The sequence below is a fragment of the Escherichia sp. WS338 genome (assembly GCF_046486405.1).
GTDB lineage: Bacteria > Pseudomonadota > Gammaproteobacteria > Enterobacterales > Enterobacteriaceae > Escherichia > Escherichia coli.
The window spans coordinates 1-26,346 of sequence record NZ_JBJQLL010000043.1 but is presented as its reverse complement, the minus strand read 5'-3'; the positions used below and the strand labels follow the sequence as shown (position 1 = coordinate 26,346).

Annotated in this window: 27 protein-coding genes, 2 tRNA genes, 1 rRNA gene and 5 pseudogenes; 23 read left to right on the top strand and 12 right to left on the bottom strand. The window is 50.5% G+C overall.

Features of this window, described 5'->3' with window-relative positions; translation table 11 throughout:
- Positions 1–1,074: 1,074 nt before the first annotated feature.
- The 17 genes and pseudogenes from ACJHWT_RS22535 (at position 1,075) to ACJHWT_RS22455 (ending at position 13,120) form a co-directional block, all read left to right on the top strand.
- A complete protein-coding gene (locus ACJHWT_RS22535; protein ID WP_001069809.1) occupies positions 1,075–1,509 on the top strand; it encodes a hypothetical protein in 435 nt (144 codons plus the stop codon).
- A 217-nt stretch (positions 1,510–1,726) separates the two neighbouring features.
- The gene (locus tag ACJHWT_RS22530) at positions 1,727–4,123 is read left to right on the top strand and encodes a dynamin family protein (RefSeq protein ID WP_041498383.1); all 2,397 of its coding nucleotides are present in this window, start codon (positions 1,727–1,729) and stop codon (positions 4,121–4,123) included.
- The gene (locus ACJHWT_RS22525; protein WP_000203555.1) at positions 4,120–5,025 is read left to right on the top strand and encodes a diguanylate cyclase regulator RdcB family protein; all 906 of its coding nucleotides are present in this window, start codon (positions 4,120–4,122) and stop codon (positions 5,023–5,025) included. Before ACJHWT_RS22530 ends, ACJHWT_RS22525 begins: the two co-directional genes overlap by 4 nt.
- Positions 5,022–6,092 carry a patatin-like phospholipase family protein gene (locus tag ACJHWT_RS22520; protein WP_000102646.1) on the top strand — a complete coding sequence of 357 codons (1,071 nt, stop codon included), beginning with the start codon at positions 5,022–5,024 and terminating at the stop codon, positions 6,090–6,092. The genes ACJHWT_RS22525 and ACJHWT_RS22520 overlap by 4 nt, the downstream gene beginning before the upstream one ends.
- Before the next feature lie 128 nt (positions 6,093–6,220).
- Entirely contained in the window at positions 6,221–6,688 is a 468-nt protein-coding gene (locus ACJHWT_RS22515) for a hypothetical protein (protein WP_001239911.1), read from the top strand.
- 55 nt (positions 6,689–6,743) lie between these two features.
- Positions 6,744–7,373, top strand: a complete 630-nt coding sequence (locus tag ACJHWT_RS22510; protein ID WP_000680181.1) for a hypothetical protein — start codon at positions 6,744–6,746, stop codon at positions 7,371–7,373.
- Between the two features lie 434 nt (positions 7,374–7,807).
- Positions 7,808–8,260 carry a hypothetical protein gene (locus tag ACJHWT_RS22505; protein WP_000682723.1) on the top strand — a complete coding sequence of 151 codons (453 nt, stop codon included), beginning with the start codon at positions 7,808–7,810 and terminating at the stop codon, positions 8,258–8,260.
- 117 nt (positions 8,261–8,377) lie between these two features.
- Positions 8,378–8,611 (top strand): DUF905 family protein, encoded by a 234-nt coding sequence (locus ACJHWT_RS22500; protein WP_001213776.1) that lies wholly within the window; start codon positions 8,378–8,380, stop codon positions 8,609–8,611.
- Between the two features lie 99 nt (positions 8,612–8,710).
- Positions 8,711–9,532: a DUF932 domain-containing protein gene (locus ACJHWT_RS22495; RefSeq protein ID WP_001234359.1), complete on the top strand. Its 822-nt coding sequence runs from the start codon at positions 8,711–8,713 to the stop codon at positions 9,530–9,532.
- Complete coding sequence (locus ACJHWT_RS22490) at positions 9,532–9,777, top strand: hypothetical protein (RefSeq protein ID WP_001164966.1); 246 nt, start codon at positions 9,532–9,534, stop codon at positions 9,775–9,777. Before ACJHWT_RS22495 ends, ACJHWT_RS22490 begins: the two co-directional genes overlap by 1 nt.
- Positions 9,778–9,870: 93 nt before the next feature.
- Positions 9,871–10,344, top strand: coding sequence for an antirestriction protein (locus ACJHWT_RS22485; protein WP_001313575.1), 474 nt, complete (start codon positions 9,871–9,873; stop codon positions 10,342–10,344).
- Between the two features lie 15 nt (positions 10,345–10,359).
- Complete coding sequence (locus tag ACJHWT_RS22480) at positions 10,360–10,836, top strand: RadC family protein (protein ID WP_001313574.1); 477 nt, start codon at positions 10,360–10,362, stop codon at positions 10,834–10,836.
- Positions 10,837–10,898: 62 nt separating this feature from the next.
- Complete coding sequence (locus ACJHWT_RS22475) at positions 10,899–11,120, top strand: DUF987 domain-containing protein (RefSeq protein WP_000692315.1); 222 nt, start codon at positions 10,899–10,901, stop codon at positions 11,118–11,120.
- 18 nt (positions 11,121–11,138) lie between these two features.
- Positions 11,139–11,783, top strand: a complete 645-nt coding sequence (locus ACJHWT_RS22470; RefSeq protein ID WP_000086759.1) for a hypothetical protein — start codon at positions 11,139–11,141, stop codon at positions 11,781–11,783.
- Positions 11,784–11,832: 49 nt separating this feature from the next.
- The gene (locus ACJHWT_RS22465; protein WP_001285481.1) at positions 11,833–12,207 is read left to right on the top strand and encodes a type IV toxin-antitoxin system YeeU family antitoxin; all 375 of its coding nucleotides are present in this window, start codon (positions 11,833–11,835) and stop codon (positions 12,205–12,207) included.
- A gap of 46 nt (positions 12,208–12,253) precedes the next feature.
- Positions 12,254–12,631, top strand: coding sequence for a TA system toxin CbtA family protein (locus tag ACJHWT_RS22460; RefSeq protein ID WP_000854730.1), 378 nt, complete (start codon positions 12,254–12,256; stop codon positions 12,629–12,631).
- Positions 12,628–13,120 (top strand): annotated as a pseudogene (locus ACJHWT_RS22455) (DUF5983 family protein). The gene ACJHWT_RS22460 and the pseudogene ACJHWT_RS22455 overlap by 4 nt, the downstream one beginning before the upstream one ends.
- 78 nt (positions 13,121–13,198) lie before the next feature.
- On the opposite strand, the pseudogene ACJHWT_RS22450 reads toward ACJHWT_RS22455, so the two are convergent.
- From ACJHWT_RS22450 to ACJHWT_RS22435, 4 genes and pseudogenes are all read right to left on the bottom strand, one after another.
- Positions 13,199–14,187 (bottom strand): annotated as a pseudogene (locus ACJHWT_RS22450) (IS630 family transposase).
- A gap of 147 nt (positions 14,188–14,334) precedes the next feature.
- Positions 14,335–15,928 (bottom strand): annotated as a pseudogene (gene tnpC / locus ACJHWT_RS22445) (IS66 family transposase).
- Positions 15,929–15,958: 30 nt separating this feature from the next.
- Positions 15,959–16,309, bottom strand: a complete 351-nt coding sequence (tnpB, locus tag ACJHWT_RS22440; protein WP_000624707.1) for an IS66 family insertion sequence element accessory protein TnpB — start codon at positions 16,307–16,309, stop codon at positions 15,959–15,961.
- A pseudogene (locus ACJHWT_RS22435) lies at positions 16,306–16,597 on the bottom strand (transposase). The gene tnpB and the pseudogene ACJHWT_RS22435 overlap by 4 nt, the downstream one beginning before the upstream one ends.
- 41 nt (positions 16,598–16,638) lie before the next feature.
- Here ACJHWT_RS22435 and ACJHWT_RS22430 point away from each other — a divergent pair.
- Both ACJHWT_RS22430 and ACJHWT_RS22425 read left to right on the top strand, forming a co-directional pair.
- Entirely contained in the window at positions 16,639–16,833 is a 195-nt protein-coding gene (locus ACJHWT_RS22430; RefSeq protein ID WP_001313570.1) for a DUF957 domain-containing protein, read from the top strand.
- Positions 16,834–16,914: 81 nt separating this feature from the next.
- Positions 16,915–17,772 (top strand): annotated as a pseudogene (locus ACJHWT_RS22425) (DUF4942 domain-containing protein).
- Positions 17,773–17,892: 120 nt separating this feature from the next.
- Here the strand turns inward: ACJHWT_RS22425 and ACJHWT_RS22420 are convergent.
- Together ACJHWT_RS22420 and dnaQ are read right to left on the bottom strand one after the other, a co-directional pair.
- A tRNA-Asp gene (locus tag ACJHWT_RS22420) sits at positions 17,893–17,969 on the bottom strand.
- Positions 17,970–18,101: 132 nt separating this feature from the next.
- Positions 18,102–18,833, bottom strand: a complete 732-nt coding sequence (dnaQ, locus tag ACJHWT_RS22415; protein ID WP_001308374.1) for a DNA polymerase III subunit epsilon — start codon at positions 18,831–18,833, stop codon at positions 18,102–18,104.
- 64 nt (positions 18,834–18,897) lie between these two features.
- On the opposite strand from dnaQ, the gene rnhA reads away from it, so the two are divergent.
- The gene (gene rnhA / locus ACJHWT_RS22410; RefSeq protein ID WP_000917878.1) at positions 18,898–19,365 is read left to right on the top strand and encodes a ribonuclease HI; all 468 of its coding nucleotides are present in this window, start codon (positions 18,898–18,900) and stop codon (positions 19,363–19,365) included.
- On the opposite strand, the gene ACJHWT_RS22405 is transcribed toward rnhA, so the two are convergent.
- Entirely contained in the window at positions 19,362–20,084 is a 723-nt protein-coding gene (locus ACJHWT_RS22405) for a class I SAM-dependent methyltransferase (RefSeq protein ID WP_001295200.1), read from the bottom strand. The two genes, rnhA and ACJHWT_RS22405, sit on opposite strands and share 4 nt — an antisense overlap.
- 33 nt (positions 20,085–20,117) lie before the next feature.
- Here ACJHWT_RS22405 and gloB point away from each other — a divergent pair, with 33 nt between their 5' ends.
- The gene (gene gloB, locus ACJHWT_RS22400; protein WP_001052735.1) at positions 20,118–20,873 is read left to right on the top strand and encodes a hydroxyacylglutathione hydrolase; all 756 of its coding nucleotides are present in this window, start codon (positions 20,118–20,120) and stop codon (positions 20,871–20,873) included.
- Positions 20,874–20,944: 71 nt separating this feature from the next.
- A complete protein-coding gene (gene mltD / locus ACJHWT_RS22395) occupies positions 20,945–22,303 on the top strand; it encodes a murein transglycosylase D (RefSeq protein ID WP_000644685.1) in 1,359 nt (452 codons plus the stop codon).
- A 48-nt stretch (positions 22,304–22,351) separates the two neighbouring features.
- Here the strand turns inward: mltD and ACJHWT_RS22390 are convergent, their stop codons facing one another.
- Positions 22,352–23,122 (bottom strand): class I SAM-dependent methyltransferase, encoded by a 771-nt coding sequence (locus ACJHWT_RS22390; protein ID WP_000211720.1) that lies wholly within the window; start codon positions 23,120–23,122, stop codon positions 22,352–22,354.
- A gap of 77 nt (positions 23,123–23,199) precedes the next feature.
- A complete protein-coding gene (locus ACJHWT_RS22385) occupies positions 23,200–24,000 on the bottom strand; it encodes an endonuclease/exonuclease/phosphatase family protein (RefSeq protein WP_001230983.1) in 801 nt (266 codons plus the stop codon).
- A 240-nt stretch (positions 24,001–24,240) separates the two neighbouring features.
- Between ACJHWT_RS22385 and yafC the strand changes: the two genes are divergently transcribed.
- Positions 24,241–25,155 (top strand): DNA-binding transcriptional regulator YafC, encoded by a 915-nt coding sequence (yafC, locus tag ACJHWT_RS22380; RefSeq protein ID WP_000648565.1) that lies wholly within the window; start codon positions 24,241–24,243, stop codon positions 25,153–25,155.
- Here yafC and dkgB read toward each other — a convergent pair.
- The 3 genes from dkgB to rrf form a co-directional block, all read right to left on the bottom strand.
- Complete coding sequence (gene dkgB, locus ACJHWT_RS22375; RefSeq protein ID WP_000997016.1) at positions 25,152–25,955, bottom strand: 2,5-didehydrogluconate reductase DkgB; 804 nt, start codon at positions 25,953–25,955, stop codon at positions 25,152–25,154. The two genes, yafC and dkgB, sit on opposite strands and share 4 nt — an antisense overlap.
- Positions 25,956–26,117: 162 nt before the next feature.
- Positions 26,118–26,194: transfer RNA gene (locus tag ACJHWT_RS22370), tRNA-Asp, on the bottom strand.
- Positions 26,195–26,247: 53 nt separating this feature from the next.
- A 5S ribosomal RNA gene (gene rrf / locus ACJHWT_RS22365) occupies positions 26,248–26,346 on the bottom strand; the annotation flags it as partial.

The following is a 26,346-nucleotide window of genomic DNA, read 5'->3' as shown; positions in this document are numbered from 1 at the left end:
ATACTCCTCCGGCAGAAGCAGAAAAAGCTTATTATGCTTCCATCGGAAACGATGATCTGGCAGCCTGAGTTCACAGATAAAACACTCTCCAGGAAACCCGGGGCGGTTCAGAAAGCACCGCAACCGCGTAGTTCATTTCTACCACCCCACTTTCACCGAGGCTGAACAACGTCAAATACTCAAAGAACAAGCTGACGCCTGGTTTGCCCTGAACCGGTTATTAAGGGATGAATGGAAAGTTATCTTCGGTGTCAAACATAATTGGAAGCTGGCTTTCGGTGAAACTCGTCTGATTAGGGGAAACAAATTTTATGCCGAGGTGCGGTTTAAACAGGTTAAGCCTGAACTCGAGCAGCTCTCTGAAAAGAATATTCAAATCGGTAACTGCAATGAGTGCCATCAGCATGCGACGGTAACAGGGACTGAAACGACCGGTAATGAAAACCGTAAGCTTGAAGTTACGCGGTGTAAGGTTTGCACCAGTGCTGTAAGGCAAATTACCCTAGTTTGTCCAGACTGCGAAATACCTCAATTGCTACCTGAGGGAGATAGTGATTTTGAATGCGAACACTGCGACTACACTTCGGATAGGTATAAACTGCTGGATGAGGAGTTGTTCCACAGTGTGGATGAACAGCTACTCTCCGTATTTCCTGCTGGATGTACCAATTGCATGACTCCTGAAAGCGTATGTAAATTTGGAGACGGCTATCTTTGCACTCAGTGTTTCATCTATTACACCGAGCTTCATGTATGTGGTTGTTGCGGTCACCTGAGCGATAGCGTTCCTGAACTGAGCCATATCCGAGGATGTGAATTTTGTGATGGTGACCAACGTTATTTTGATGACTGAATTACCATACATAATCTAGGCTCTTCAGGGATGGGTTGGACAGTCCGCTCCTGGCACAGAGCGGACTGTCAGATTAGATTCAGACCTGTACTCATTAGCTGATACAAATCAGCCACATATACCTGCATTCCAAATAATTTCAGGCAGATATTATCTCCGTGAATCCCCCCGCCACCTTTCCGGTGCGCGGGGTTTTGTCTTTTTTCACCGGGAATACATGTATGAATCCGTCTGATGCCATTGAGGCAATTGAAAAACCGCTCTCCTCCCTGCCTTACTCACTTTCCCGTCACATCCTGGAACATCTGCGCAAACTCACCAGCCACGAACCCGTGCCTGGCATTATGGGTAAAAGCGGGGCCGGTAAATCCTCACTCTGTAATGCACTGTTTCAGGGGGAGGTCACCCCGGTCAGTGCACTCATGACAGCGCTTCCCGGACATGCCGCCATCCCTCTGATGACACGCCTGCAGGACGAACTGCGCACGGAGTCTGTCCGCACTCAGACCCGTGAACAGTTTACCGGTGCGGTGGACCGGATATTTGACACGGCGGAGAGTGTCTGTGTTGCCTCTGTTGTCCGTACGGCCCTGCGCGCAGTTCGTGACACGGTGGTCTCTGTTGCCCGCGCGGTATGGAACTGGATTTTCTTCTGAACCCGGTGGTGATGTACCAGGCTGTTGTTACAGATTTTTAACTCCATGAAAACACTATGCAAACGCAGCCATACCCGGGGTGTCCCCTTGCGTTGTGCTTCCCAAGTTAATAGAATACATCGATCGTTACTATCATATCGATCGTTATAAACGATCGTTTGTAGTAAATGACCTCCTCCGTGGTTGTCATGAAAATGCGTCTCAGGAAGGTTAAATAATGCACGAAAAGAACATCGCCCTGCTTTGTGATGAAGCCGACCGACTTTTGCAACTGAACATTAATCTGCTCCGGCAAATGGTTGAGGAGCCAGATGTGTTATCTGACAGTAAGAACGAAAACAGACTGCTTTTTGATAAACAGAAAGCACTGAAAAGAATTGAGGAGCTGGAGGGCGAACAAATCAAAACCGCCCGCAGGGAGATGGTGCTGGCTGTTGTCGGCACGATGAAAGCAGGCAAATCAACCACCATCAACGCCATTGTGGGGCAGGAAATTCTGCCTAACCGTAACCGCCCCATGACCTCTGTACCGACGCTCATCCGCCACGTTCCCGGAAAAACTGAGCCGGTTCTCCATCTGGAACATATTCAGCCTGTCCGCAATTTATTAATCACACTGCAGGAAAAACTCGCCACCCCGGCAGGACAGCAGGTCGCACAGACCCTGCAGCAAACCGGGGATACCCGCGAACTGCTGGATATTCTGACGGATGATGGCTGGCTCAAAAATGAATACCACGGGGAGGAGGAAATCTTTACCGGACTGGCATCGTTAAACGATCTGGTTCGTCTTGCTGCGGCAATGGGGACTGAATTTCCTTTTGATGAATACGCAGAAGTGCAGAAACTGCCGGTGATCGACGTGGAATTCAGCCATCTGGTGGGGATGGATGCATGCCAGGGAACACTCACACTGCTGGATACCCCCGGCCCTAATGAGGCCGGACAACCGCAGATGGAAGTGATGATGCGGGATCAACTGCAGAAAGCCTCTGCGGTTCTGGCTGTGATGGATTACACCCAGATGAACTCAAAAGCGGATGAAGACGTCCGTAAAGAGCTTAATGCCATTGCTGACGTATCAGCCGGCCGCCTGTTTGTACTGGTCAATAAATTTGATGAGAAAGACCGCAATGGCGATGGGGCAGATGCCGTACGCCAGAAAGTTCCGGCAATGCTGAACAGCGATGTGCTGCCCGCCTCCCGCGTTTATCCCGGATCCTCACGCCAGGCATACCTGGCTAACCGTGCGCTTCATGAGTTACGGAAAAACGGAACCCTTCCTGTTGATGAAGCCTGGGTCGATGATTTTATCAGAGGTGCCTTCGGTTGCATGAAAAAAGAATACGTCTGTAAAGACAGTGAACTGGCAACTGAAGGGGCGACAGACCTGTGGGAAGGCTCACTTATCGATCAACTGATAACGGAAGTCATACAGAGCTCACATTCCAGAGCTGCGGCACTGGCGGTTGACTCTGCCGCCGCAAAACTGATGCAGAATGCAGAAAATATCAGTGAATACCTGTTGTTACGCCATCAGGGGCTACAGCAAAGCATTCAGTCACTGCAGTCGCATATCACCAGCCTGCTTGCGGATATCCGGGAAATCGCGGACTGTCAGGAGCAGATGACCACTGATGTCAGAATGGCCATGGAGGAGATCGATGCCAGAACCCGGGAATTACTGACGGGGGTCTGCACCTCACTGGAAGAGGAGCTGAATGACTATTTCAGAACTGGTAAACGCAAAGAACAGCAAATGTTGGAGGAAGAAGACGCAGAACAACGAAGGTCCCGGTCCGGATTATGGGGAAAGATTTCTCAATGGTCCGGTATCAACAACCCGGGCTGGGAAGATTACAGGAAACGAGACTTTGACCCGGAAAACCCCGAGATAACACTAAATAATCGTAGGGAAGCAATTGAATATATAGAGGAAATTGAGTCAACTGTGACCAGCCTGCACCGTGAGGCTGAAGCACAGTTCCGGCCTGAGCTGGAGAAAATCGTCAGCGGGATTGAAACAGGTTTTCGTGGCACGGCCCTGTACGCCACAGAAAACATTGCCGGTCGCATCAATGCCCGCCTGGAGGATGAGGGCTTTACCGTAAAAATCAGTTTTCCGGCAGTCAGTCAGTTACAGACCCGGCTCGCGGTAAAAACAAATCTGAGTGCGCTTATGGAGGAAAGAACGGAGACCGTCACCCGTCGCCGTCGGCAGAGTGGCGTATGGGGAACCGTTTGTCGATGGTTTGGCACCAGTGACCTGGGCTGGGAAAACTATGACGAGGATGTGAGTCGCAGCGTGATCAATATCAACAAGGTCAGAGAGGAAGTTATGTCACTGACCCGGGCATATTTCGGGGAGCTGCAGGCATCCATTGAGCAGGATATTAACCAGCCCGTCCGCCAGGAAATCGATGCCTTTTTCTGCGCATTCAGGGAGAAAGTTGAACAACTGCGTAACACGCTGATTCAGAGCTCTGAAGATCATAAACGCGATCAGCAGGCACAGGAACGGCTTACCGGGAGACTTCAGGCATTAAATGAAAGGGTTCCTGAGCTCATTACTGACAGTAAGGCGCTGAGGGAAGAGCTGGAGACAATGCTGTGACTTCACCATTTATTCAACAAATTGCTGATAACCGGGTATGTCAGGTACTCACCTGTCTTCCTGAAAAATTTGTGGTTGATTTCGCAAACGGAATCGATGTTGCACAGGAGCATATCCGCACGGCCAGAGAGCGCACGTTCTTCCGGCGTTTAAAAGAGGGACTGACCGGCGAAGGCGCTGCACGGCAGAATGCCATCAATGCTTCGCTTGCACAGGGCGTTGAGGCGTCCCTGCGCTGGCTGACGGAGCTGACAACGTCACTTGCCACCACAAACTACGCGATTACCCGGGTAAACGACAGGGTCAGTTCACTGGTCAGTGATACTGCCAGGCTGGCGCATTATTCCGCAGATACACGGGAGCAGTTACTCATCCTGGCCGATCAGGTTCACCATAAACTGAATCATCTTGAAGAAAAACTCCACCGTGTTGACCAGGTTCAGCGGGCGCAGTTACATCTTGAGCAGATATTCTCATGGTGGAGCGCCGGGCGATACGCGTCATTTTCCCCTGCCGGACGTTGTTATGTGGCACTTGAAGAGCTTCGCTGGGGCGCGTTTGGTGATGTGATACGTCAGGGCGAAACAGGCCAGGTTAACCAGCTACTGGATATTCTCAGACATAAAGCATTAACGCAGATGGCACAGGAGAGTGGCGGTAGTGCAACCGTGCGTCTGAACACTCTGGACTGGCTTGGTGGTCAGGGCCGGGAGCAGGCAGATAACGAGTGGCATGACGCGATTAACTGGCTGGGAGACTGGTGCAGTGAAGAGCAGCATCCGGTGATCTGGTCAACCACGCAGGCTGCAGAACACTTACCGGTTCGCATGCCTCGCCTCTGCTCTGCAGAACGCCTCTCTGAAAGTATGGTCGATGAAATATTTCAGAAGGGGGCTGCATGAGTACAGAAATGAAAACGGGGCTGGTGCTGTCCGGTGGCGGGGCGGTGGGCGCTTATCAGGCGGGAGTGGTTAAGGCACTGGCAGAGTGTGGTACACAGATCAGCATGGTTTCAGGGGCCAGCATTGGCGCATTCAATGGTGCCATTATCGCGGCCTCTCCCGATCTGTCAGAAGCTGCCGTACGCCTGGAGGCGCTCTGGGATCATCTGGGGAATAATCAGGTGCTGTCGGTAAACAGATTGGTTTACTTTTCATTGCTGAAAAAACTGCTCCCGGCCATGAACCTCTGCCAGCTCCCCGGACGTGCGGGCGCACTGCTTACGACGCTTCTTCACCATATATCGACAATCAACAGGTTTGACAATCTGATGACTCAGCCGTTGTTGTCAGATGGGCCCCTGACAGTGCTGATGGATCATTATCTTGATACTGATGATCTGGCTGACGGGCTACCGTTGTATGTGTCGCTGTACCCCACGGAAGGGGGAATGCAGGATATTATCGACTGCATTCGTGCTGAACTGGGTACCGGAACTACAAAAAACTCCGTTTTTCAGCATATCCAGAGCCTGCCCCACGGGCAGCAGAAAGAAGCCTTACTGGCGTCAGCAGCACTGCCCCTGCTGTTCCGTCCCCGTGAGGTACAGGGAAAAATGTACGGTGATGGTGGTATGGGCGGATGGCAAAATATGCAGGGGAATACCCCTGTGACGCCACTGGTGGATGCCGGATGCAATATGGTGATTGTGTCGCATCTGAGTGACGGTTCTTTATGGGATCGCCGGGCTTTTCCGGACACCACAATCCTTGAAATCCGTCCCCGGAAAAAGCTGAAACAAACAGGGGAAGAAGGCAAAAGTGGCGGTCTGCTCAGTTTTACATCGGCACATATCGACACCTGGCGTCAGCAGGGCTATGAAGACACGATGCTGGCGATGGAGCATATCCGGAAACCACTGGAGGCGCGTCAGGCACTGACCCGGTCAGAGGCGGTGTTGCAGAAAAGTCTGGAGAAAACGGAAGAGGCAGATTTGGCACTGAGAAACGCGATGGCCCGGATTAAATAAAGACGCCCCAAAGAAACGCCACCGCCTGTGGTGGTGTTTTTCCTGGCTGGTGTTATTGAAAATATTTTCAGATATATATTACCCGGACGATGGTTAAGATTGATTTATTTAATTTTGGGGAGAAAATTATGAGACTGTCAAATATTTTCCTGGCTGTAGTTTTAACTGTGACCGTATCTGTAGCACACGCTATTCCAAATATGTGGGGCAGTGGCTTCACGATGGGCGTTACTGAGTTCAGTATTGATAACGGTAAGTGGGGTATCAATATCAGTTGCACAGGTAACCCCAACGAAAACAATGTGCTGGCGCACACAATCTATATTTACAAAGGAGATAAGGTGGTCGCAAACTCGGAAGAAAAAAATATTAGTTTCGTTATTGACGGTGAAGAATTCTGGGGTGTGGTTCCTGACGGTACCCGTATGAACGATAACGCCTGGGTTAGCTTTGTAAAAGCAATAAGCACTGCAACCGGGTTTGAACTGTACATAAACGAGAAGAAAGTTGCGACGTTTAACCCGTCTGCCAAAAACGTTAAGAAAGTGATGGATAATAACTTTATCCAGTCGTGCTGGAATACCTGGTACGAATAACGATTACAGGAGAGGGGGACTTCCTGGCCCCCGATTTATTTAAGGAGTGCATGAAATGAAACATTTTTTAATTCTGGTTATCGGTTTACTCATTTCCATCACCGCGACTGCCGAATCGCTGGGTCAGTTTGAAGAGGATATCACCGGTTTTCCGCAGGGAGTATGGTTTTACAAAGAAAAAGCAGGCTGGAAAAACGAAACCGGGTATAAAAAAGAATATTTAAACAGTCTCCTCTATAAGGCCGAAGAAATTGCGAATTATCCGGGTAACAGATACACGATTTACCGTAGTAAAAACAGCAGCATAATTTTCGTCGCTGACAACGAAACCAGGACTTTCTACTTGCTAAACAACAAGGACGCCTTATGGTCTGATATTCAGATCGGGTATTGGGCTGAGAACAAAAACTCGTGTCACTACGTCTTTGTCGATACTCAATACCTTGCGCAAAGTAACGAACTTGACGAGTTCTTTCGAACCGGGGTGCTCGATACTCATGGTGTTGGTGAATCGGATCGTAAAGTAAAAGAGATCAGACAAAAACATAAGACTCATGTCTTACTCCGCCTGCCTGCGCAATGTGTGAATGATGCGATCCTCAGCAGAATGAATAAGTCCGAACGTCGTGATCTAATGAAAGCGCAAGAAGATTTCAAACAATATCTTGCCAGAATGGAGCTGTAAGTATTCAACCTTTTCGCAACTGTGAGTGAAATGAAAATCAAAACTATACTTTATACTATCATTCTTTTCTGTGAAATTGGCATCACCGACACTTATGCACTCGGTGGTTCGGATATCCGTCACTGCGAACCAACTGAAGAATCTGTAATTATTAACCCGGACGAGTCACCGGTGTTAATATATAGCTTCAGTAAACACGAAGTGTATAAACTGATGCAGGGGGATACCTGCACTGGGCTAGTTATTAGCGATAAAAAGCCAAAGCCTGTCCACGTTTAATGGACATCGCTTGCGAACCGCCAGAAGTCATGTCTGCCAGCATTCATCTACTGGCCGCGGATAATTATACGACCATGGATTTCTGCCATAACGCCGAATTAATCGGTCGTATTCCGTAAGCCGTGGTATCGAATAATTTAAGAAGGATTTTTATCATGAAACACCGACACATTTTAACGTTCTTTGTTGCTTTCCTGTTCATGACTATCGTACCTGATAGCGACGCCGCATTAGTAAAGCGTCCTGAGAAAGGTCGTGCACCGTTCCCGGAATATGTGGAGTTCGCGCAAAACCGTAACCAGTTCCCATGTAATGCACGTTTACGCTTTAAAGGTCTCTGCTTTGTTGAACAAACTGACCCCTGGGGTGCAGCAAGCGTTGTCCGAATCCCTTTCAATTCCCCCAATGGTAAAGGCAGACTTAACGCTTATGGCGTGGTTGTTCATGCAATAATGGTTGGTGATGTTGTCGTTGGTGGCAGCTATTCAACTGGCAAGAATGTTACCTGGAATTTCGATACGTTTTATAGGGAGGGTAAACGTCGCGGTAAGGTGACCTTTTATGTTGATGGTAAATACTGGCACTATCGCGACTATCCACTCGAATAATCCATAACGAACAAAACTATTAAAGGAATTATGCGTCTTATCTGCGCATTATTAAAATCAATAGTAAATTCGCTCCTGCCATTATGGCTGGGGCTTTTTATTTTCAGGTGAAAACACATGAGGGGCTGTACATTACTCTTATTTTCCGAAGCCCCTTTCTTACGCGAACAGGAGGTTGCTGTCATAACAGCTTACCGCAATGTGTTTATCCAGGATGACCCGGGAATGCATTTCCGTTGGGTTATCCGCAACGCGGAAGGTCAGCGACGCTGGCGCTGCCGGAATTCTGAACCCGATGCCGGAAAGGTGCTTAATACGCGGCTCGCCAGTGACGGTCCTCTAAGACAATAAACGTCATTCATTTCACCCATCAGGCTGCGTCTTCTCCGGGAGACGTGGCTTTTTCATTTATTACACCAGTAAATCTTAACCACCGATAAGGAGCAAAGTATGCGATTAGCCAGTTGTTTTGGTTATGCTGCGAACCAGATACGCCGTGACCGTCCACTGACACATGAAGAGCTGATGCACCATGTGCCGGGGATTTTCGGGGAAGAGAAACACACGTCCCGAAGCCAGAACTATACGTACATCCCCACCATCACCGTACTGGAAAGCCTGCAGCGGGAAGGCTTTCAGCCATTCTTCGCCTGCCAGACCTGTGTGCGCGACCCGGGCCGCCGGGGATACACAAAACACATGCTGCGCCTGCGCCGTAACGGAGAGATAAACGGAGAACATGTCCCTGAAATTATTCTGCTCAACTCTCATGACGGTACCTCCAGCTACCAGATGCTGCCGGGTTACTTCAGGTTCGTCTGCCAGAACGGATGCGTCTGTGGTCAGTCTCTGGGGGAAGTGCGTGTTCCGCACCGGGGAAATGTGGTGGACAGAGTCATTGAAGGGGCTTACGAGGTGGTGGGCGTGTTTGACCGGATAGAGGAGATGCGTGATGCCATGCAGTCGCTGATTCTGCCGCCACCGGCACGCCAGGCGCTGGCACAGGCGGCACTGACTTACCGTTATGGTGACGAACATCGGCCCGTCACCACCGCCGACATTCTGACGCCACGACGCCGGGAGGATTACGGTAAGGACCTGTGGAGTACTTATCAGACCATCCAGGAGAATATGCTGAAAGGCGGGATTTCCGGTCGCAGTGCAAAAGGAAAACGTATCCACACCCGTGCCATTCACAGCATCGACACCGATATTAAGCTCAACCGCGCATTGTGGGTAATGGCAGAAACGCTGCTGGAGAGCCAGCGCTGATGCAGCATGTCCCTGAAGGCGTGATTCAGGCACCAGAATCACCCGACGCCCCGGAGGCGCTGCCGGGGTGTCGTTCCATTTCTGATGATGACCTGTGCGCCTGGTGTACCCGTCTGCTTTACCGTCCCGGAGAAATCAGTCTGTGCAGACTGAGTACAGGCAATGGCATCTGGCCATCCGTCTGTGACCGGAACGGTTACGCGTACGGCTGTCCGGAATTTCAGCCGAATATCATTCATCCCTGATATTACCGGGTCTCACGGTCAGTGATGAACGTGATGTTGCCAGCTCCCGACCTTTACTCCCTCTCATTTATTCACATTACAAGGATTTCATACATGAAAACATTGTCTCAGAACACCACCTCTTCGGCCTGTGCACCGGAGACTGGCCTGCAACAACTGGTTGCCACCATAGTCCCTGATGAACAGCGCATCAGCTTCTGGCCGCAGCATTTTGGCCTCATTCCACAGTGGGTGACCCTGGAGCCCCGTGTCTTCGGCTGGATGGACCGTCTGTGCGAAAACTACTGCGGTGGTATCTGGAATCTGTACACCCTGAACAACGGCGGGGCATTTATGGCACCCGAACCGGATGACGATGATGACGAAACATGGGTACTGTTCAATGCCATGAACGGTAACCGCGCTGAAATGAGCCCGGAAGCCGCCGGCATTGCCGCCTGTCTGATGACGTACAGTCATCACGCCTGCCGTACGGAGTGTTATGCCATGACGGTTCATTATTACCGTCTGCGGGATTACGCCCTGCAGCATCCGGAATGCAGCGCCATTATGCGCATCATCGACTGAATGGAGGCAGGGACAATGCAGCAGCTTTCCTTTCTGCCCGGAGAAATGACAACCAGAGAGCGCAGCCTCATTCTGCGGGCCCTGAAAACCCTGGACCGCCATCTTCATGAACCCGGCGTGGCCTTCACCTCCACCCGTGCGGCACGGGAATGGCTGATTCTGAACATGGCGGGACTGGAGCGTGAAGAGTTCCGGGTGCTGTATCTGAATAACCAGAATCAGCTGATTGCCGGTGAAACCCTCTTCACCGGCACCATCAACCGCACGGAAGTCCATCCCCGGGAAGTGATTAAACGCGCCCTGTATCACAATGCCGCAGCCGTGGTGCTGGCACATAATCACCCGTCCGGTGAAGTCACACCCAGCAAGGCAGACCGGCTTATCACGGAACGTCTGGTACAGGCACTGGGCCTGGTGGATATCCGGGTGCCGGACCATCTGATAGTCGGTGGCAGCCAGGTTTTCTCCTTTGCCGAACATGGTCTGCTTTAACCCGTCACAACCACATCACACCTGTTTTCACTTTTATCTTCTGTCTTCAGAGGTATCCCATTATGAAAATCATCACCCGTGGTGAAGCCATGCGTATTCACCAACAGCATCCTGCATCCCGTCTTTTTCCGTTCTGTACCGGCAAATACCGCTGGCACGGCAGCACTGAAACGTATACCGGTCGTGAAGTGCAGGATATTCCCGGTGTGCTGGCCGTGTTTGCTGAACGCCGTAAGGACAGTTTTGGCCCGTATGTCCGGCTGATGAGCGTCACTCTGAACTGAGTCAGTAAGGGCATTCTGATGAGCAGAATTATCACCACCACCGTGTATACACTGCATGAGCTATCCTCCACCGCACAGGAAAAAGCCCGCGACTGGTACCGTCAGCATCATGCTGACAGCAACTGGTATGAAAACGTGTATGAGGACTTCAGGGAGGTCTGTGGCATTTTCGGAATTGACCTCCGCCAGCGCGTTTTCCGGCTCAGCAACGGCAGGTTTATGGAAGAGCCGTGCATCTGGTTCAGCGGATTCTGCAGCCAGGGGGACGGAGCCTGTTTTGAAGGGCGCTGGCACTGGCAGCCAGCGACACCCCGGAAAATCAGGGAATATGCCCCTCAGGACCGTGAGCTTCATCGTATCGCGGATGCCCTGCAGGCGGTACAGAAGCGTAACTTCTGGCAGTTACAGGCTGAAATCAGTCACCGGGGACGTTACTGCCATCCGTACAGCATGGATATCACCGTCACCCGGAACAGTCCGACTGGTCAGGCACTGACAGCCGATGCGGAAGCCGCTGTCAGCGAAGCCCTGCGCGACCTGGCCTTCTGGCTGTACCGCCAGCTGGAAAACGAGTACGACTGGCTGACCTCAGACGCCGCTGTAGATGAGGCCATTCACATCAATGCATATACCTTCACCGAAGCCGGTCTCCACGCCGGCTGACCTGTCATCGTTAAACTATCATTCACCGATTTTCTGTGAGGACTTTATCGTGTCAGACACGCTCCATGAAACAAATTATCCCGACGACAACAACGACCGCCCCTGGTGGGGGCTACCCTGCACCGTGACGCCCTGTTTCGGGGCACGTCTGGTGCAGGAGGGCAATCAGTTGCATTACCTTGCCGACCGCGCCGGTATCAGAGGGCAGTTCAGCGACGCGGATGCATACCATCTGGACCAGGCTTTTCCACTGCTGATGAAACAACTGGAACTCATGCTCACCATCGGTGAACTGAATCCCCGCCATCAGCATACCGTCACGCTGTATGCCAGAGGGCTGACCTGCGAAGCCGACACCCTCGGCAGCTGTGGTTACGTTTATATGGCTGTTTATCCGACACTGGCACCCGCAACCACCTCATAACCCCGAATATCTCACCTTTAGCACTACCAGTTACAGAGAACTTAAGATGAAAACATTACCTGACACACACGTACGGGAGGCATCGCGCTGCCCGTCTCCCGTCACCATCTGGCAGACACTGCTCACCCAACTGTTGGACCAGCATTACGGCCTCACACTGAATGACACACCGTTCGCTGATGAACGTGTGATTGAGCAGCATATTGAGGCAGGCATTTCACTGTGCGATGCGGTGAACTTTCTCGTTGAAAAATACGCACTGGTACGTACCGACCAGCCAGGATTCAGCGCTTGTACCCGTTCTCAGTTAATAAACAGTATTGATATCCTCCGGGCCCGCCGGGCAACCGGCCTGATGACCCGCAGCAACTACAGAATGGTGAACGACATCATCCGGGGTGAACATTCGGAGGCGAAACGATGAAACTGACTCTGACGCTCGAAGCAGACAGCGTTAACGTGCAGGCACTGAACATGGGGCGAATTGTCGTTGACGTCGATGGTATTGACCCCGCTGAGTTGAATAATAAGGTCGCTGAAAACGGTTATTCACTCCGCGTGGTGGATGCTCCCGAACAGCAGACAACCGACTCTCCACCACCGTTTACTGCCCTTACCGACATACGTTCGTTGCAGTACCGCACATATCACGGAAAAGGACAACGCCTGGCTGTACTCACTGTCACATCAGACGAATGACTTCGGCGAATCAGAATGGATTCATTTTACAGGTACCGGTTATCTGTTACGTACTGATGCGTGGTCGTATCCGGTTCTGCGGCTTAAACGTCTTGGCCTGTCAAAAACGTTCCGTCGTCTGGTTGTCACTCTCATCCGGTGTTATGGCGTCGGTCTCATTCATCTGGCTGCCAGTGCAGGATGTCTGCCGGGCCTGCCCACTTTCGACTGGTAACTAGGAACGACATGACATCATTAATCACGGAAACGGCGCTGGAAATTCTGATTGCCTAAATAGCTGCGCTTAATACCGCTACACTTTTGCCAGCCCATGTTTGCCTCCGGGGAATGGGCTAACGGTTTCCATAAAATGGCGAACTTTTTTCAACAGTTGCCACATTGAGCGGCACTGATGATTACGCGTTATTGTGTCGTGAAGTGCCTGCCATAGCCGTTCAACATGATTCACCCATGGCGAGTAAACCGGCTGATAAATGACCCTGAACTTCGGGTTCTCCTTCAGCCAGCTCTGTGTTTCCCGGCTTTTGTGGATAATGTAGTTGTCCACGATCAGCGTGATGGTTTTCGCCCGACGGTATGTCGCTTTAAGCCGTTTCAGCAGGCTGATGAACAGCGCCGAACTTTTGCTGTTGCCGCCCACATAGCTGGCTTTACCTGTCCCGGCGTGACCACCCGTTTTTGCTGTCCGCGCAGTTGCCAGTCCGCACCGATTTTGGGATTAAGATGGATATCCACTTCATCTTCATAAAAGACCGGATGCTCTGCGCAGCATTCGTCCAGTGCTTTATGGATTGCTGCCATCTTTTCATCTTTATGCGGGTCACGGATACGCAGAGTTGGCGCAGCCCTTCGCCACACAATCCCCGCAGACGGCAACCAGCGGCGAACGGTTCCGGCATTTAACTGGCAACCGGTTATCTCATTGATTTTTATTGCCAGCAGTTCTGTACTCCAGCGTGAACGCTGGTAGCCAAAGTCGCCGGGAGAATGTTTTACCAGCTCACGTAACAGTGTGCAGATATGCTCAAACGGCCAGCGACGGGCACGCCCGGCAGGTAATGATTTCAGTCCCTCAACACCCGACTGCGTGAACCAGTTAATCCAGCGTCCAACAGAGGAACGGGCGCAGCAGAGCGTTCTGGCAACGTCGCTGACACGGTCGCCCCGGTGCAGCATCAGCATGGCAGTCAGTCTGCGGGCATAATTTTTATCGTGTGTTTTATGGATGGCTTTCTGCATCAGGCGTCGTTCGTCACGGGAAATTGGTGCTATGATCGGCATTGCTCAGTCCGGTTGGTGATTTGTTTTGATTTGGCGATTGATCAGATCGCACAATCCGGGCTGAGTTCCCTCAAAGTGATCTACTATTCCGCGCAGCTATTTAGCTGCAGAACAATAGTAAGCGTCAACGGAGCACCGTATTGACGCTTATTTATTGGTGAGAACTACGTTCCATGGCAGGAGTTCGTCAACACGGTTGGAGGGCCATTCCGGCAGTACGCTCAGAATATGGCGCAGATACGCTTCCGGATCGATACCGTTCAGACGGCAGGTGCCGATCAGCCCGTACAGCAGTGCTCCACGCTCGCCGCCGTGATCGCTACCGAAGAACACGTAATTTTTCTTTCCGAGACAGACTGCACGAAGCGCTCTTTCCGCTGTGTTATTGTCCGCCTCCGCCAGACCGTCATCACGGTAATAACAGAGGGCGTCCCACTGATTCAGTACATAGCTGAACGCTTCGCCCAGTCTGGATTTTTTCGACAGCGTGCCATTCTTCTCCACCATCCATTCATGCAGCGACGTCAGTAACGCTTTGCTTCGCTGCTGCCTGACTGCAAGACGCTCTGACTCTGGTAATCCCCGTATTTCATCCTCGATGGCGTACAGTTCACTGATTCGCTTCAGGGCTTCTTCTGCCATCGCACTTTTGCTGCTGATGTATACATCGTGGATTTTTCTCCGGGCATGAGCACAGCACGCAACTTCTGTCAGCGCACCACCTTCGCGTTCTGCACTGAACAGCCTGTCGTAACCTGTGAACGCATCCGCCTGCAGGATACCCCGGAAGGGGCGGAGGTGTTGCTCCGGGTGTTTCCCCTGCCTGTTCGGTGAGTACGCGAACCAGACCGCCGGAGGAGATGACGAACCCGCATTGCGATCATCCCGGACATACGTCCAGATGCGCCCTGTTTTCGTCTTTTTCAGGCCCGGTGCCAGTACCTTTACCGGTGTGTCGTCAGTGTGAAGCTTGCGGGTATTCATCACATAACGATACAGGGCATCATTCAGCGGCGTCATTAACTGGCAGCACGCGTCAACCCAGTTGGAGAGTAATGCACGGCTCAGTTCGACACCCTGTCGGGCAAAGATTTCACTCTGACGATACAGTGGCAGGTGTTCGCAGTATTTTCCCGTAAACACGCGGGCAAGTAATCCGGGGCCCGCGATACCACGCTCTATCGCGGCGGGACGGCGCCGGTGCTTCAACGATGCAGTCACATTTTGTACAGGCTTTTTTTACCCGTTCTGTGCGGATCACTTTCAGAGCGCTGCTCACCAGTTCCAGTTGTTCTGCACTGACTTCCCCCAGATAATCCAGCTCACCGCCACACTCCGGGCAACAGCTTTCTTCAGACTCCAGACGGTGTATTTCACGGGGAAGGTGTGCCGGGAACGGACGACGATGGCGCGACTGCCGCAACTGGCGGGGAACCTGTGGATCGTCTTCCCGCCCACTGTAACGATCGCTGTCCTGTTCGCGTTGTTTCAGCAGGGCCTCAGCCTGTTCAACTTCACGACGCAGTTTTTCAGAACAGGTACCGAACAGCATCCGGCGCAGTTTTTCTATCTGAGCCCGCAGATGTTCTATTTCCCGTTCATCTTCTTCGATCTTTTCTTCGGCACGTGCCAGTGCAGAGCGCAGGAAGGTCTTCGTCTCTTCAACCAGACTCAGTTGCTGGTCTTTCTGACGGAGCTGGCTTTCCAGTTCTGCAATGCGAATGAGGTATTTCTGACTCATGGCCGTTTTTATAATGCGGCCAGGCATTTTTTACAACATTGTCAGTGAGTTAAGGCGGAATGTTTTTGGCTGACGCCAGTCCAGCTTATCGAGGAGCATTGCCAGTTGCGAGCGGGTAATGGATACCTTACCGTCACGCACCGCAGGCCAGATAAACTGGCCTTCCTCCAGGCGTTTGGTGAACAGGCACAGACCATCAGCATCGGCCCAGAGTATTTTAACAGTGTCACCCCGTCGGCCACGAAAGATAAACAGGTGACCTGAGAAGGGGGTCTCATCCAGCACATGTTGTACCTGTTCTCCCAGACCGTTGAAGGATTTACGCATATCGGTAACGCCGGCCACGAGCCAGATGCGGGTACCTGATGGGAGTGAGATCATCTTCCCCTCCCGGTCAGTTCACGGATCAACACCGTGAGCAGCTCTGGTGAAGGATTTCCCAGTGTCATTTTACCGTAATGGAATAGTTGGAGGCATTCTACGAGAAATACGTCCTTCTCTTTGCCAGAGACGTAGCCATTTAAAAATCAGGTTGTTATCAACGCCATGTTCCCGGGCCAGTTGTGCAACATTGGCATTTGGTTTCGAAGCCAGTTCAACCATATGAAGCTTAAATTCATTAGAAAATATCCGGCGCGTCCCAGAGCGCCAGTCTGTAGGTTTATCCATCAATAGAACTCCGTCTAATTTAGAAGGAGCTCTAATTTAGTCTGCAAGGATCAGGAGTTACAGACGGCATTGGCTTTACGCTTACGAACAATATCGACTGCGAATCGGGAATTATCTTTGACAACGATGAGGATAAAACAGATTCGGCAGTACTGTTTCCCTGGATTGAACGTGCATGTCAGGACGTTCGCGAGCTGTGTCAGTTTCAACGTCTGCAAAAGACCCGTACAGATTAACTCCCTGTCCGTACTCATTACACACATACACGTGCCAGCCCCCACCGGCTGGCGCTTTGCTTTGTATAAAGGAAATAAATAATGTCAGAACCTACTCTCACCAACCCCGAAGTATTAACCGATCATACCGATGTGATTTGCTCCACCAGTATTGAACGCATCGTCACCGGACGTAATGCGGCGCTGACACAGATTGAAGCATTGCTCCACCAGATTAACGATATTTCGACACAAACCCTCAGTATCGGCGGAAAAACCGCCCTGGACTGGGTCATGAAACAGGATTTTCGCTGTGGTTGCTGGCTTATGGAGAAGCCTGAAACAGCGATGAAAGCCATTACCCGCAATCTCGATCGCGGTAAATGGCGGGATTTAATGAAACGCTCAGGGATGCTGTCGATTATGGACGCTCAGGCCCGTAACCAGTGGTACAACAGCCTAGAAAAGGATGATATTCCGGTGGTCAGCGAAGCGAATATTCTGAGCACCTTTAAGCAACTGCATTTGAACAAGGGTGAGGTGTTTTAGCGTGGCGTCATTAACGTTTTCAAAGGATTAAGCTGGAATTTTAAGACGAATTCGCCCTGCGGGTTTGGAGCGAAAATCATTGTGACGGGACTGGTCAAATTCGACCGGTGGGGATTCGGGCTTAACCATGGCTGACAGCGTGACCGGTTAGCAGACCTTGAGCGAATGCTGATGATCCTTGACGGGAAGCCTGTTCCCGACAACCGCGCTGACGTTACCCGTCGGCTGGGAGACCATATTCATGAAAACCGGCACAGCAACCACTATGAGGATGAGATGTTTGTGATTAAGTATTTTCAGAAGGGAACTGCACAAATCGTATTCAAGCGACCTGAGCTGATTGATAAGCTGAACAACATCATCGCCCGACACCAATCCGGGAGCACTGCCAGCGAGATGAGAGGTGAGTGAGTTGTCTGAAGCTATTTCAGGTGAGCCAGTGCAAGCCGGACGGCAATGGCATACTGGATGGCATACCGAAAAAACAAGCATATAAAAGGCCATGCTAATCAACAGCATGGCCTCGAATAGTGGCGGAACGGACGGGACTCGAACCCGCGACCCCCTGCGTGACAGGCAGGTATTCTAACCGACTGAACTACCGCTCCGCGTTGTGTTCCGTTGGGAACGAGGCGAATATTACGGATTGCCTCACCCTTCGTCAACGGTTTTTCTCATCTTTTGAATCGTTTGCTGCAAAAATCGCCCAAGTCGCTATTTTTAGCGCCTTTTACAGGTATTTATGCCCGCCAGAGGCAGCTTCCGCCCTTCTTCTGCACCAGATCGAGACGGGCTTCATGTGCTGCAAGCTCTTCATCTGTCGCAAAAACAACGCGTAACTTACTTGCCTGACGCACAATGCGCTGAATTGTTGTTTCACCTTGTTGCTGTTGTGTCTCTCCTTCCATCGCAAAAGCCATCGACGTTTGACCACCGGTCATCGCCAGATAAACTTCCGCAAGGATCTGGGCATCGAGTAATGCCCCATGCAGCGTTCGTTTACTGTTATCTATTTCGTAGCGGGCACATAACGCATCGAGGCTGTTGCGTTTACCGGGAAACATTTTCCTCGCCACCGCAAGGCTATCGGTGACCTTACAGAAGGTATTGGTCTTCGGAATATCGCGCTTAAGCAACGAAAACTCGTAGTCCATAAAGCCGATATCAAACGCTGCGTTATGGATCACCAACTCCGCGCCGCGGATATAATCCATGAACTCATCGGCTACCTCGGCAAACGTGGGCTTATCGAGCAAAAATTCATCGGCAATACCATGTACGCCAAAGGCTTCCGGATCCACCAGCCGATCGGGTTTGAGATAAACATGGAAGTTATTGCCCGTCAGGCGACGGTTCACCACTTCAACGGCACCAATCTCAATGATCTTGTGGCCTTCATAGTGCGCACCAATCTGGTTCATACCGGTGGTTTCGGTATCGAGAACGATCTGGCGTGTAATTGCAGTGCTCATAGCGGTCATTTATGTCAGACTTGTCGTTTTACAGTTCGATTCAATTACAGGAAGTCTACCAGAGATGCTTAAACAGGTAGAAATTTTCACCGATGGTTCGTGTCTGGGTAATCCAGGACCTGGGGGTTACGGCGCTATTTTACGCTATCGCGGACGCGAGAAAACCTTTAGCGCTGGCTACACCCGCACCACCAACAACCGTATGGAGTTGATGGCCGCTATTGTCGCGCTGGAGGCGTTAAAAGAACATTGCGAAGTCATTTTGAGTACCGACAGCCAGTATGTCCGCCAGGGTATCACCAAGTGGATCCATAACTGGAAAAAACGTGGCTGGAAAACAGCAGACAAAAAACCAGTAAAAAATGTCGATCTCTGGCAACGTCTTGATGCTGCTCTGGGGCAGCATCAAATCAAATGGGAATGGGTTAAAGGCCATGCCGGACACCCGGAAAACGAACGCTGTGATGAACTGGCTCGTGCTGCGGCAATGAATCCCACACTGGAAGATACAGGCTATCAAGTCGAAGTTTAAGCCTGTGGTTTACGACATTGCCGGGTGGCACCAACCGCCTGGCGAATTCGCGGTTTATTCTTGCTCTGTTTCATCGGATTTAGCGTTAAAGGAATAGTCCGTTTCCGGGCAACAATAAGTTGTAAGCAACCAAGCGCAGGAATATGCGCATTCAATAGTTTTCCTCCGTGTTTGTTCCACGGAAGAACGTGGAAACGGCTGGCGTGTAGCACTTCAAAATTCAACAAAGAGAGCCAGTCCAGCTGCCGCATCAGAGTGAACATCCGGCTGTTATAGGGCGATGTTTTGCGCAATACCGGCACAAGTTTGCGTAATCCCATTAAACTGATGGGATTGAAGCCACTAATCACCAGCCAGCCATCATCAATCAGTACCCGATCGGCTTCACGCAATAAACGATGCGGATCAGTGCACCACGGCAATGTATGTGCCAGTAGACAAACATCAACGGATTTATCGGCAAAAGGAAGATGAAGTGGATCCGCCTGCACCTGGACGGGCATTCCTTGCGCAGAAACATTCACTTGATGAGAAACCGCGCACGCTTCGCAATTGATTTCTGCGCTTAAATTGCCAATCTTAAGCAGATGAAAACCATACATTTTAGTGAACCACGGGTTGAGCTGACGCTCCAGCGCCTTGCGATAAAGCTCTCCCCAGGGCAAATCGCCCCAGCAATCAGGAGCCACGACAGTTTGAGGGACTCTTGCCGGTTTCATCACAACCTTCCGTTTCACACTGAGAGGTAATCTATGAATCTTAACAGTATTCCCGCCTTTGATGACAATTACATCTGGGTTTTGAATGATGAAGCAGGTCGCTGCCTGATTGTCGATCCCGGAGACGCAGAGCCAGTATTAAACGCCATTGCCGCCAATAACTGGCAACCGGAGGCCATATTTCTCACCCACCATCACCACGATCACGTTGGCGGCGTAAAAGAACTGGTGAAAAAGTTTCCGCAAATTGTGGTGTATGGTCCACAAGAGACACAAGATAAGGGAACAACACAGGTAGTCAAAGATAGCGAAACTGCCTTCGTTTTGGGGCATGAATTTAGTGTAATTGCCACACCGGGTCACACTTTAGGACATATCTGTTACTTCAGTAAACCTTATCTATTTTGCGGCGACACGCTGTTTTCTGGTGGGTGTGGTCGGTTGTTTGAAGGGACACCATCACAAATGTATCAATCACTTAAAAAGTTAAGTGCGTTACCTGACGATACATTGGTATGTTGTGCTCATGAATATACCTTATCAAATATGAAGTTTGCTTTGAGTATTCTTCCGCACGATTTGTCCATAAATGATTATTATCGTAAAGTTAAGGAGTTACGGGCAAAAAATCAAATAACACTACCCGTAATTCTGAAAAATGAGCGGCAAATTAATGTTTTTTTAAGAACGGAAGATATTGATTTAATTAATGTAATTAATGAAGAAACATTATTGCAACAACCTGAAGAACGTTTTGCATGGTTAAGGTCAAAGAAAGATAGGTTCTGATAAAACTTTCTTGTCATCGGCTCCGTTCGCCGTTATGATCGGTCGTCTTTTAAGCAACTATTGACACACACATGAAGGCAAAAGCGATATTACTCGCCTCTGTCCTGCTCGTGGGTTGCCAGAGTACCGGCAACGTTCAACAGCACGCACAGAGCCTTTCTGCAGCTGGTCAAGGGGAAGCAGCAAAGTTTACAAGTCAGGCACGATGGATGGACGATGGGACGTCTATCGCGCCAGATGGTGACTTGTGGGCTTTCATTGGCGACGAGCTAAAGATGGGAATTCCGGAAAACGACCGGATTCGCGAACAGAAACAGAAATATTTACGCAATAAGAGCTATCTCCACGATGTAACTTTACGGGCAGAGCCGTATATGTACTGGATAGCCGGGCAAGTTAAAAAACGTAACATGCCTATGGAACTGGTACTACTACCCATAGTGGAGAGCGCTTTTGATCCTCACGCAACGTCTGGCGCCAATGCCGCGGGCATCTGGCAGATCATTCCGAGCACGGGGCGCAATTATGGTTTGAAACAGACACGCAATTATGACGCGCGTCGCGATGTTGTTGCTTCAACAACTGCCGCGCTGAACATGATGCAGCGTCTGAACAAGATGTTTGACGGCGACTGGCTTCTGACCGTAGCGGCTTATAACAGCGGCGAAGGTCGGGTCATGAAGGCAATTAAAACGAACAAAGCGCGTGGGAAATCCACGGACTTCTGGTCGTTACCGTTGCCGCAGGAAACGAAGCAGTACGTGCCTAAAATGCTGGCATTGAGTGATATTCTCAAAAACAGCAAGCGTTATGGCGTACGTCTGCCAACGACCGATGAAAGCCGTGCTCTGGCGCGTGTGCACCTGAGCAGCCCGGTTGAAATGGCGAAGGTTGCAGATATGGCGGGGATTTCCGTCAGCAAGCTGAAGACATTCAACGCAGGCGTGAAAGGCTCCACGCTGGGCGCAAGTGGTCCGCAGTACGTGATGGTGCCAAAGAAGCATGCAGATCAACTGCGTGAATCTCTGGCTTCAGGCGAAATTGCTGCTGTACAGTCGACGCTGGTTGCCGACAATACGCCGCTTAACAGCCGTGTTTACACCGTACGCTCTGGCGACACGCTTTCAAGTATCGCTTCACGTCTCGGCGTAAGCACCAAAGATTTGCAGCAGTGGAACAAACTGCGCGGATCTAAGCTGAAGCCAGGCCAAAGTTTGACGATTGGTGCAGGCAGTAGCGCACAGCGACTGGCAAACAACAGCGATAGCATTACGTATCGTGTGCGCAAAGGCGATTCGCTTTCAAGCATTGCTAAACGCCACGGCGTGAACATCAAAGATGTAATGCGCTGGAACAGCGACACTGCGAATCTGCAACCAGGCGATAAGCTGACGTTGTTTGTGAAAAACAACAACATGCCAGATTCCTGACAAACCAGATAATAAAAAAGGCACCGATTCCCCCGGTGCCTTTTTTATTTATGCCGCTTTATGTGCTTCTAGCATGATGATATCACTGGTGAAAGAGCCATCATTCTGCAAGGCAAAATACGTTTTCACCTCTGTCGATGCGCTCTGTTGGTAAATGCGAATAGCGTCTACTAACGCTTCTGGCGTACGCATTCTCGCTACCCATGAAGAAAATTCCAGCGGTAACTTATCTGTAATTAAATTATCAACTATCAGATTGGCTTCACTGATTAACGTCAACCACTCACCGCTGGCGTAGTTTCGTACGTGAGAGGTATCGCGTAATGCTTCTACCGTCTGTAACCAGATGTCGCGCACTGGATGACCCGGAGACATTACGTCCATCACAATCAGCCTACCGCCAGGTTTCAATATCCTATTCACTTCTCGCAGTGCTGCACCAACATCATGCCAGTGATGGGCAGAATAACGGCTGATAACAATATCAAATGCGTTATCGGCAAATGGCAGGCTTTCGACATAACCCTGGCGGGTGGTGATATTTTTCAGTTGCCGGGCTTCGGCAGCTTGTGCCACAACATCCAGCATATGGGCAGATAAGTCATACGCCACCACCGTGCTCACGTTTTGCGCAGCGACAAAGCTGGCATGCCCTGCTCCGCAGCCCATATCAAGTACACTTGCATCAGGATAATCAGCCAGACGCACCGCCAGACGCTGTAAATCTCGTCCGGATGCATGTACGGTACTGGTCAGATATTCGCTGGCTTGAGAGCTAAACTGCTTTTCTACGTGGTCATGGTGGGATTGTGTTGTCATTGCGCTGTCCTTTTGTTATTTGAGTATAAAAGGGCAGCGCCAAACGTTGGTCTGCCCTGTGGCAGACCTGACATACCTTATTTATCAGGCTTGCCGGGACTGAATTCAACGAGTAGCGGATTGTGATCGGACGCGCGCGTAACCAGTACAGAAGCTTCGCTGACGTTCAGACCACGGTAGAAAACAAAATCGAGCGGGCGACCAAACGCCCGACGGCGCTGATCATCGGTAAAACGCACCTGGCGCAGCGACATTTCCCGTGCAAAGCGATATAACGCGTTCATCCTTCTACGGCTCCAGGCATTGAAATCTCCCGCCATAATGACCGGGCCACTGTGGTGAGCTATCTGATCGCCAATAGGAAGTAACTGCTTACTATAGACATCCACGCCCAGACTGAAGTTGACGGCGTGTATATTAACCACCATCAACAGGCGGGTGTCAGGTAATGGATAGACCGTCACCAGTGCCGACTTCGCCAGACGCAAAATGGGTTCTCGTTCACGTAACGGGCAGCAATACACTGGATGTGCCGCCGAAAGGGTCATTACGCCAGAAGGATGTTGTGGCAGCACGAAAGCGGGTACCTGATCGGCGGCAAGATAGTTAGCAGTCGCAAACTGTACTAACTCTGGCGTTGTCTGCGCTTCCTGCAATAACACCAGATGTGCATCTTTGCCGTAGTTCTTTAATACCGACAACCATTCAGCGCGTTGCTGTTTGTATATGTTCCACACCAGGATCCGAATACGCTCTTCGGTACTTAACGGTTCTCCAGGTGGTAATGCCTGGCCGATGCTCGCAAAAGACCCCGGCGGTAAGATCCTTTCCGCAGGTTGTCCGGCAACATAGCGCATGGCATAGGTGTTTTTTCGCACTTTTGACTTTGAAACCTCTATCACGTCAACCCTTCCGCACTCGGGAGGGTTCTACTGTTATAGGGATTTTAGCTCACTCTTTCAACGAGCAATTGTATATTGTTATGTAAGCAAGTGCTTACACCGGTCAGGATTTTGCTCATTATTGAGAACATTAAATCGGATGGCATATCTCGCATCCTGATGGTTTAATGACAAATAAATTCAAAATATCTCTTCTATTTTGCAACAGGAGCAAAAATGAAAGCCACGTCGGAAGAACTCGCCATTTTTGTTTCAGTCGTCGAAAGCGGCAGCTTTAGCCGGGCAGCGGAACAATTAGGGCAAGCAAACTCAGCGGTAAGCCGGGCGGTGAAAAAGCTGGAGATGAAACTTGGCGTTAGCCTGCTTAATCGGACCACGCGGCAACTTAGCCTGACGGAAGAAGGCGAGCGTTATTTTCGTCGCGTACAGTCAATTTTGCAGGAGATGGCAGCGGCAGAATCAGAAATTATGGAGACGCGTAATACACCGCGTGGACTGTTACGGATCGATGCCGCAACTCCAGTGGTGCTGCACTTTCTGATGCCGTTGATTAAGCCTTTTCGTGAACGCTATCCGGAAGTCACTTTATCGCTAGTCTCCTCCGAAACGATTATTAATTTGATCGAAAGAAAAGTGGATGTCGCGATACGCGCCGGTACGTTAACGGATTCCAGCTTACGTGCCAGGCCGTTATTTAACAGTTATCGAAAAATTATCGCCTCCCCCGATTATATTTCCCGCTACGGGAAGCCAGAAACGATCGACGATTTAAAGCAACATATTTGCCTGGGATTCACTGAACCCGCTTCCCTCAATACCTGGCCGATAGCCTGTAGCGATGGACAATTACATGAGGTGAAGTACGGTTTGTCCTCCAATAGTGGGGAAACACTGAAACAGCTTTGCCTGAGTGGCAACGGGATTGCGTGTTTGTCCGACTACATGATCGACAAAGAAATCGCTCGCGGAGAATTGGTGGAGTTAATGGCAGATAAAGTGTTGCCAGTGGAAATGCCATTCAGTGCAGTCTATTACAGCGACCGTGCGGTAAGTACGCGCATCCGGGCTTTTATCGATTTCCTTAGCGAGCATGTAAAAACAGCTCCCGGAGGAGCTGTCAGAGAGGCTTAATCCCATTCAGGAGCCAGACCTTCCGGGCTAACCAGGCGGTCGTTGCAATCCAGTGCGGCGATCGCTTTTTTATCTTCGGCATCAAGCTGTAAATTTTGTGCCTTAAGATTACTCTCCAGGTTTTCACGTTTAGTAGAAGAAGGAATTACTGAGTAACCTTCCCCCATAGCCCACGCCAGAATCACTTGAGCCGGAGTCGCATTGTGTTTAGCTGCAATACGAGCAATAACCTTATCTTTCAGTGCATTGCCATACGCCAGAGTCATATAGGAAGTAATATGGATACCGTGCTGTTTAGCCCAAGCGACCACTTTACGGTTTTGCAGATAAGGAGAGAGTTCAATCTGGTTAGTAGCGATGTTTTCAGCGCCAACAGCAGCAATCGCTTTTTCCATCAATGGGATCGTGAAGTTGGAAATACCGATCTCACGCGTCAGCCCTTGTTTTTTGGCTTCCAGCAGCGCCTGCATAAACTCTTCAGCAGAGACTTCATCGCTTGGTGACGGCCAGTGGATTAGCGTCAGATCAACATAATCGGTACGCAATTTTTGCAGGCTCTCTTTCAGACTCGGGATCAATTTGTCTTTGCTGAGATTTTCAATCCAGATTTTAGTGGTGATGTAGAGTTCATGACGTGGCACGCCACTTTCTGCAATCGCCTGACCTACTGCGGCTTCGTTATCATAGATTTGTGCGGTATCAATTGCGCGATAATCAAGTTCAAGCGCCGTTTTCACAGATGAAATAACAACGTCGTCTTTCAGACGGAAAGTGCCTAAACCAAATGCAGGGATAGCCATAATATGCCTCTTTTAATGCTATTTTCGTTAACTGAGGTGATTATGGGCTTCAGACTGTTGTGGAAAAATGGCGTAAAACGCAGAGGATTTTTGCGATTTTGGCAATAATAGAAATACAAACGAAAAGAAACCTCGAGCGTTAACTCGAGGCTTCTTAATAAGTGGCGGAACGGACGGGACTCGAACCCGCGACCCCCTGCGTGACAGGCAGGTATTCTAACCGACTGAACTACCGCTCCACCGAATTCTTTTACAACCACCGGTTTATAACCGGCTTACTGCTAAATTTGATGCCTGGCAGTTCCCTACTCTCGCATGGGGAGACCCCACACTACCATCGGCGCTACGGCGTTTCACTTCTGAGTTCGGCATGGGGTCAGGTGGGACCACC

What these genes read in the sequence shown, in the direction of transcription:
- ACJHWT_RS22520 (WP_000102646.1), top strand. Translation starts at nt 5,022, where the DNA reads ATGAGTACAGAAATGAAAACGGGGCTGGTGCTGTCCGGTGGCGGGGCG.
- ACJHWT_RS22485 (WP_001313575.1), top strand. Translation starts at nt 9,871, where the DNA reads ATGAAAACATTGTCTCAGAACACCACCTCTTCGGCCTGTGCACCGGAG.
- ACJHWT_RS22510 (WP_000680181.1), top strand. Translation starts at nt 6,744, where the DNA reads ATGAAACATTTTTTAATTCTGGTTATCGGTTTACTCATTTCCATCACC.
- dnaQ (WP_001308374.1), bottom strand. Translation starts at nt 18,833, where the DNA reads ATGAGCACTGCAATTACACGCCAGATCGTTCTCGATACCGAAACCACC.
- ACJHWT_RS22495 (WP_001234359.1), top strand. Translation starts at nt 8,711, where the DNA reads ATGCGATTAGCCAGTTGTTTTGGTTATGCTGCGAACCAGATACGCCGT.
- tnpB (WP_000624707.1), bottom strand. Translation starts at nt 16,309, where the DNA reads ATGATCTCACTCCCATCAGGTACCCGCATCTGGCTCGTGGCCGGCGTT.
- rnhA (WP_000917878.1), top strand. Translation starts at nt 18,898, where the DNA reads ATGCTTAAACAGGTAGAAATTTTCACCGATGGTTCGTGTCTGGGTAAT.
- ACJHWT_RS22390 (WP_000211720.1), bottom strand. Translation starts at nt 23,122, where the DNA reads ATGACAACACAATCCCACCATGACCACGTAGAAAAGCAGTTTAGCTCT.
- ACJHWT_RS22475 (WP_000692315.1), top strand. Translation starts at nt 10,899, where the DNA reads ATGAAAATCATCACCCGTGGTGAAGCCATGCGTATTCACCAACAGCAT.
- mltD (WP_000644685.1), top strand. Translation starts at nt 20,945, where the DNA reads ATGAAGGCAAAAGCGATATTACTCGCCTCTGTCCTGCTCGTGGGTTGC.
- ACJHWT_RS22515 (WP_001239911.1), top strand. Translation starts at nt 6,221, where the DNA reads ATGAGACTGTCAAATATTTTCCTGGCTGTAGTTTTAACTGTGACCGTA.
- gloB (WP_001052735.1), top strand. Translation starts at nt 20,118, where the DNA reads ATGAATCTTAACAGTATTCCCGCCTTTGATGACAATTACATCTGGGTT.
- ACJHWT_RS22490 (WP_001164966.1), top strand. Translation starts at nt 9,532, where the DNA reads ATGCAGCATGTCCCTGAAGGCGTGATTCAGGCACCAGAATCACCCGAC.
- ACJHWT_RS22460 (WP_000854730.1), top strand. Translation starts at nt 12,254, where the DNA reads ATGAAAACATTACCTGACACACACGTACGGGAGGCATCGCGCTGCCCG.
- ACJHWT_RS22530 (WP_041498383.1), top strand. Translation starts at nt 1,727, where the DNA reads ATGCACGAAAAGAACATCGCCCTGCTTTGTGATGAAGCCGACCGACTT.
- dkgB (WP_000997016.1), bottom strand. Translation starts at nt 25,955, where the DNA reads ATGGCTATCCCTGCATTTGGTTTAGGCACTTTCCGTCTGAAAGACGAC.
- ACJHWT_RS22505 (WP_000682723.1), top strand. Translation starts at nt 7,808, where the DNA reads ATGAAACACCGACACATTTTAACGTTCTTTGTTGCTTTCCTGTTCATG.
- ACJHWT_RS22470 (WP_000086759.1), top strand. Translation starts at nt 11,139, where the DNA reads ATGAGCAGAATTATCACCACCACCGTGTATACACTGCATGAGCTATCC.
- yafC (WP_000648565.1), top strand. Translation starts at nt 24,241, where the DNA reads ATGAAAGCCACGTCGGAAGAACTCGCCATTTTTGTTTCAGTCGTCGAA.
- ACJHWT_RS22535 (WP_001069809.1), top strand. Translation starts at nt 1,075, where the DNA reads ATGAATCCGTCTGATGCCATTGAGGCAATTGAAAAACCGCTCTCCTCC.
- ACJHWT_RS22405 (WP_001295200.1), bottom strand. Translation starts at nt 20,084, where the DNA reads ATGAAACCGGCAAGAGTCCCTCAAACTGTCGTGGCTCCTGATTGCTGG.
- ACJHWT_RS22480 (WP_001313574.1), top strand. Translation starts at nt 10,360, where the DNA reads ATGCAGCAGCTTTCCTTTCTGCCCGGAGAAATGACAACCAGAGAGCGC.
- ACJHWT_RS22500 (WP_001213776.1), top strand. Translation starts at nt 8,378, where the DNA reads ATGAGGGGCTGTACATTACTCTTATTTTCCGAAGCCCCTTTCTTACGC.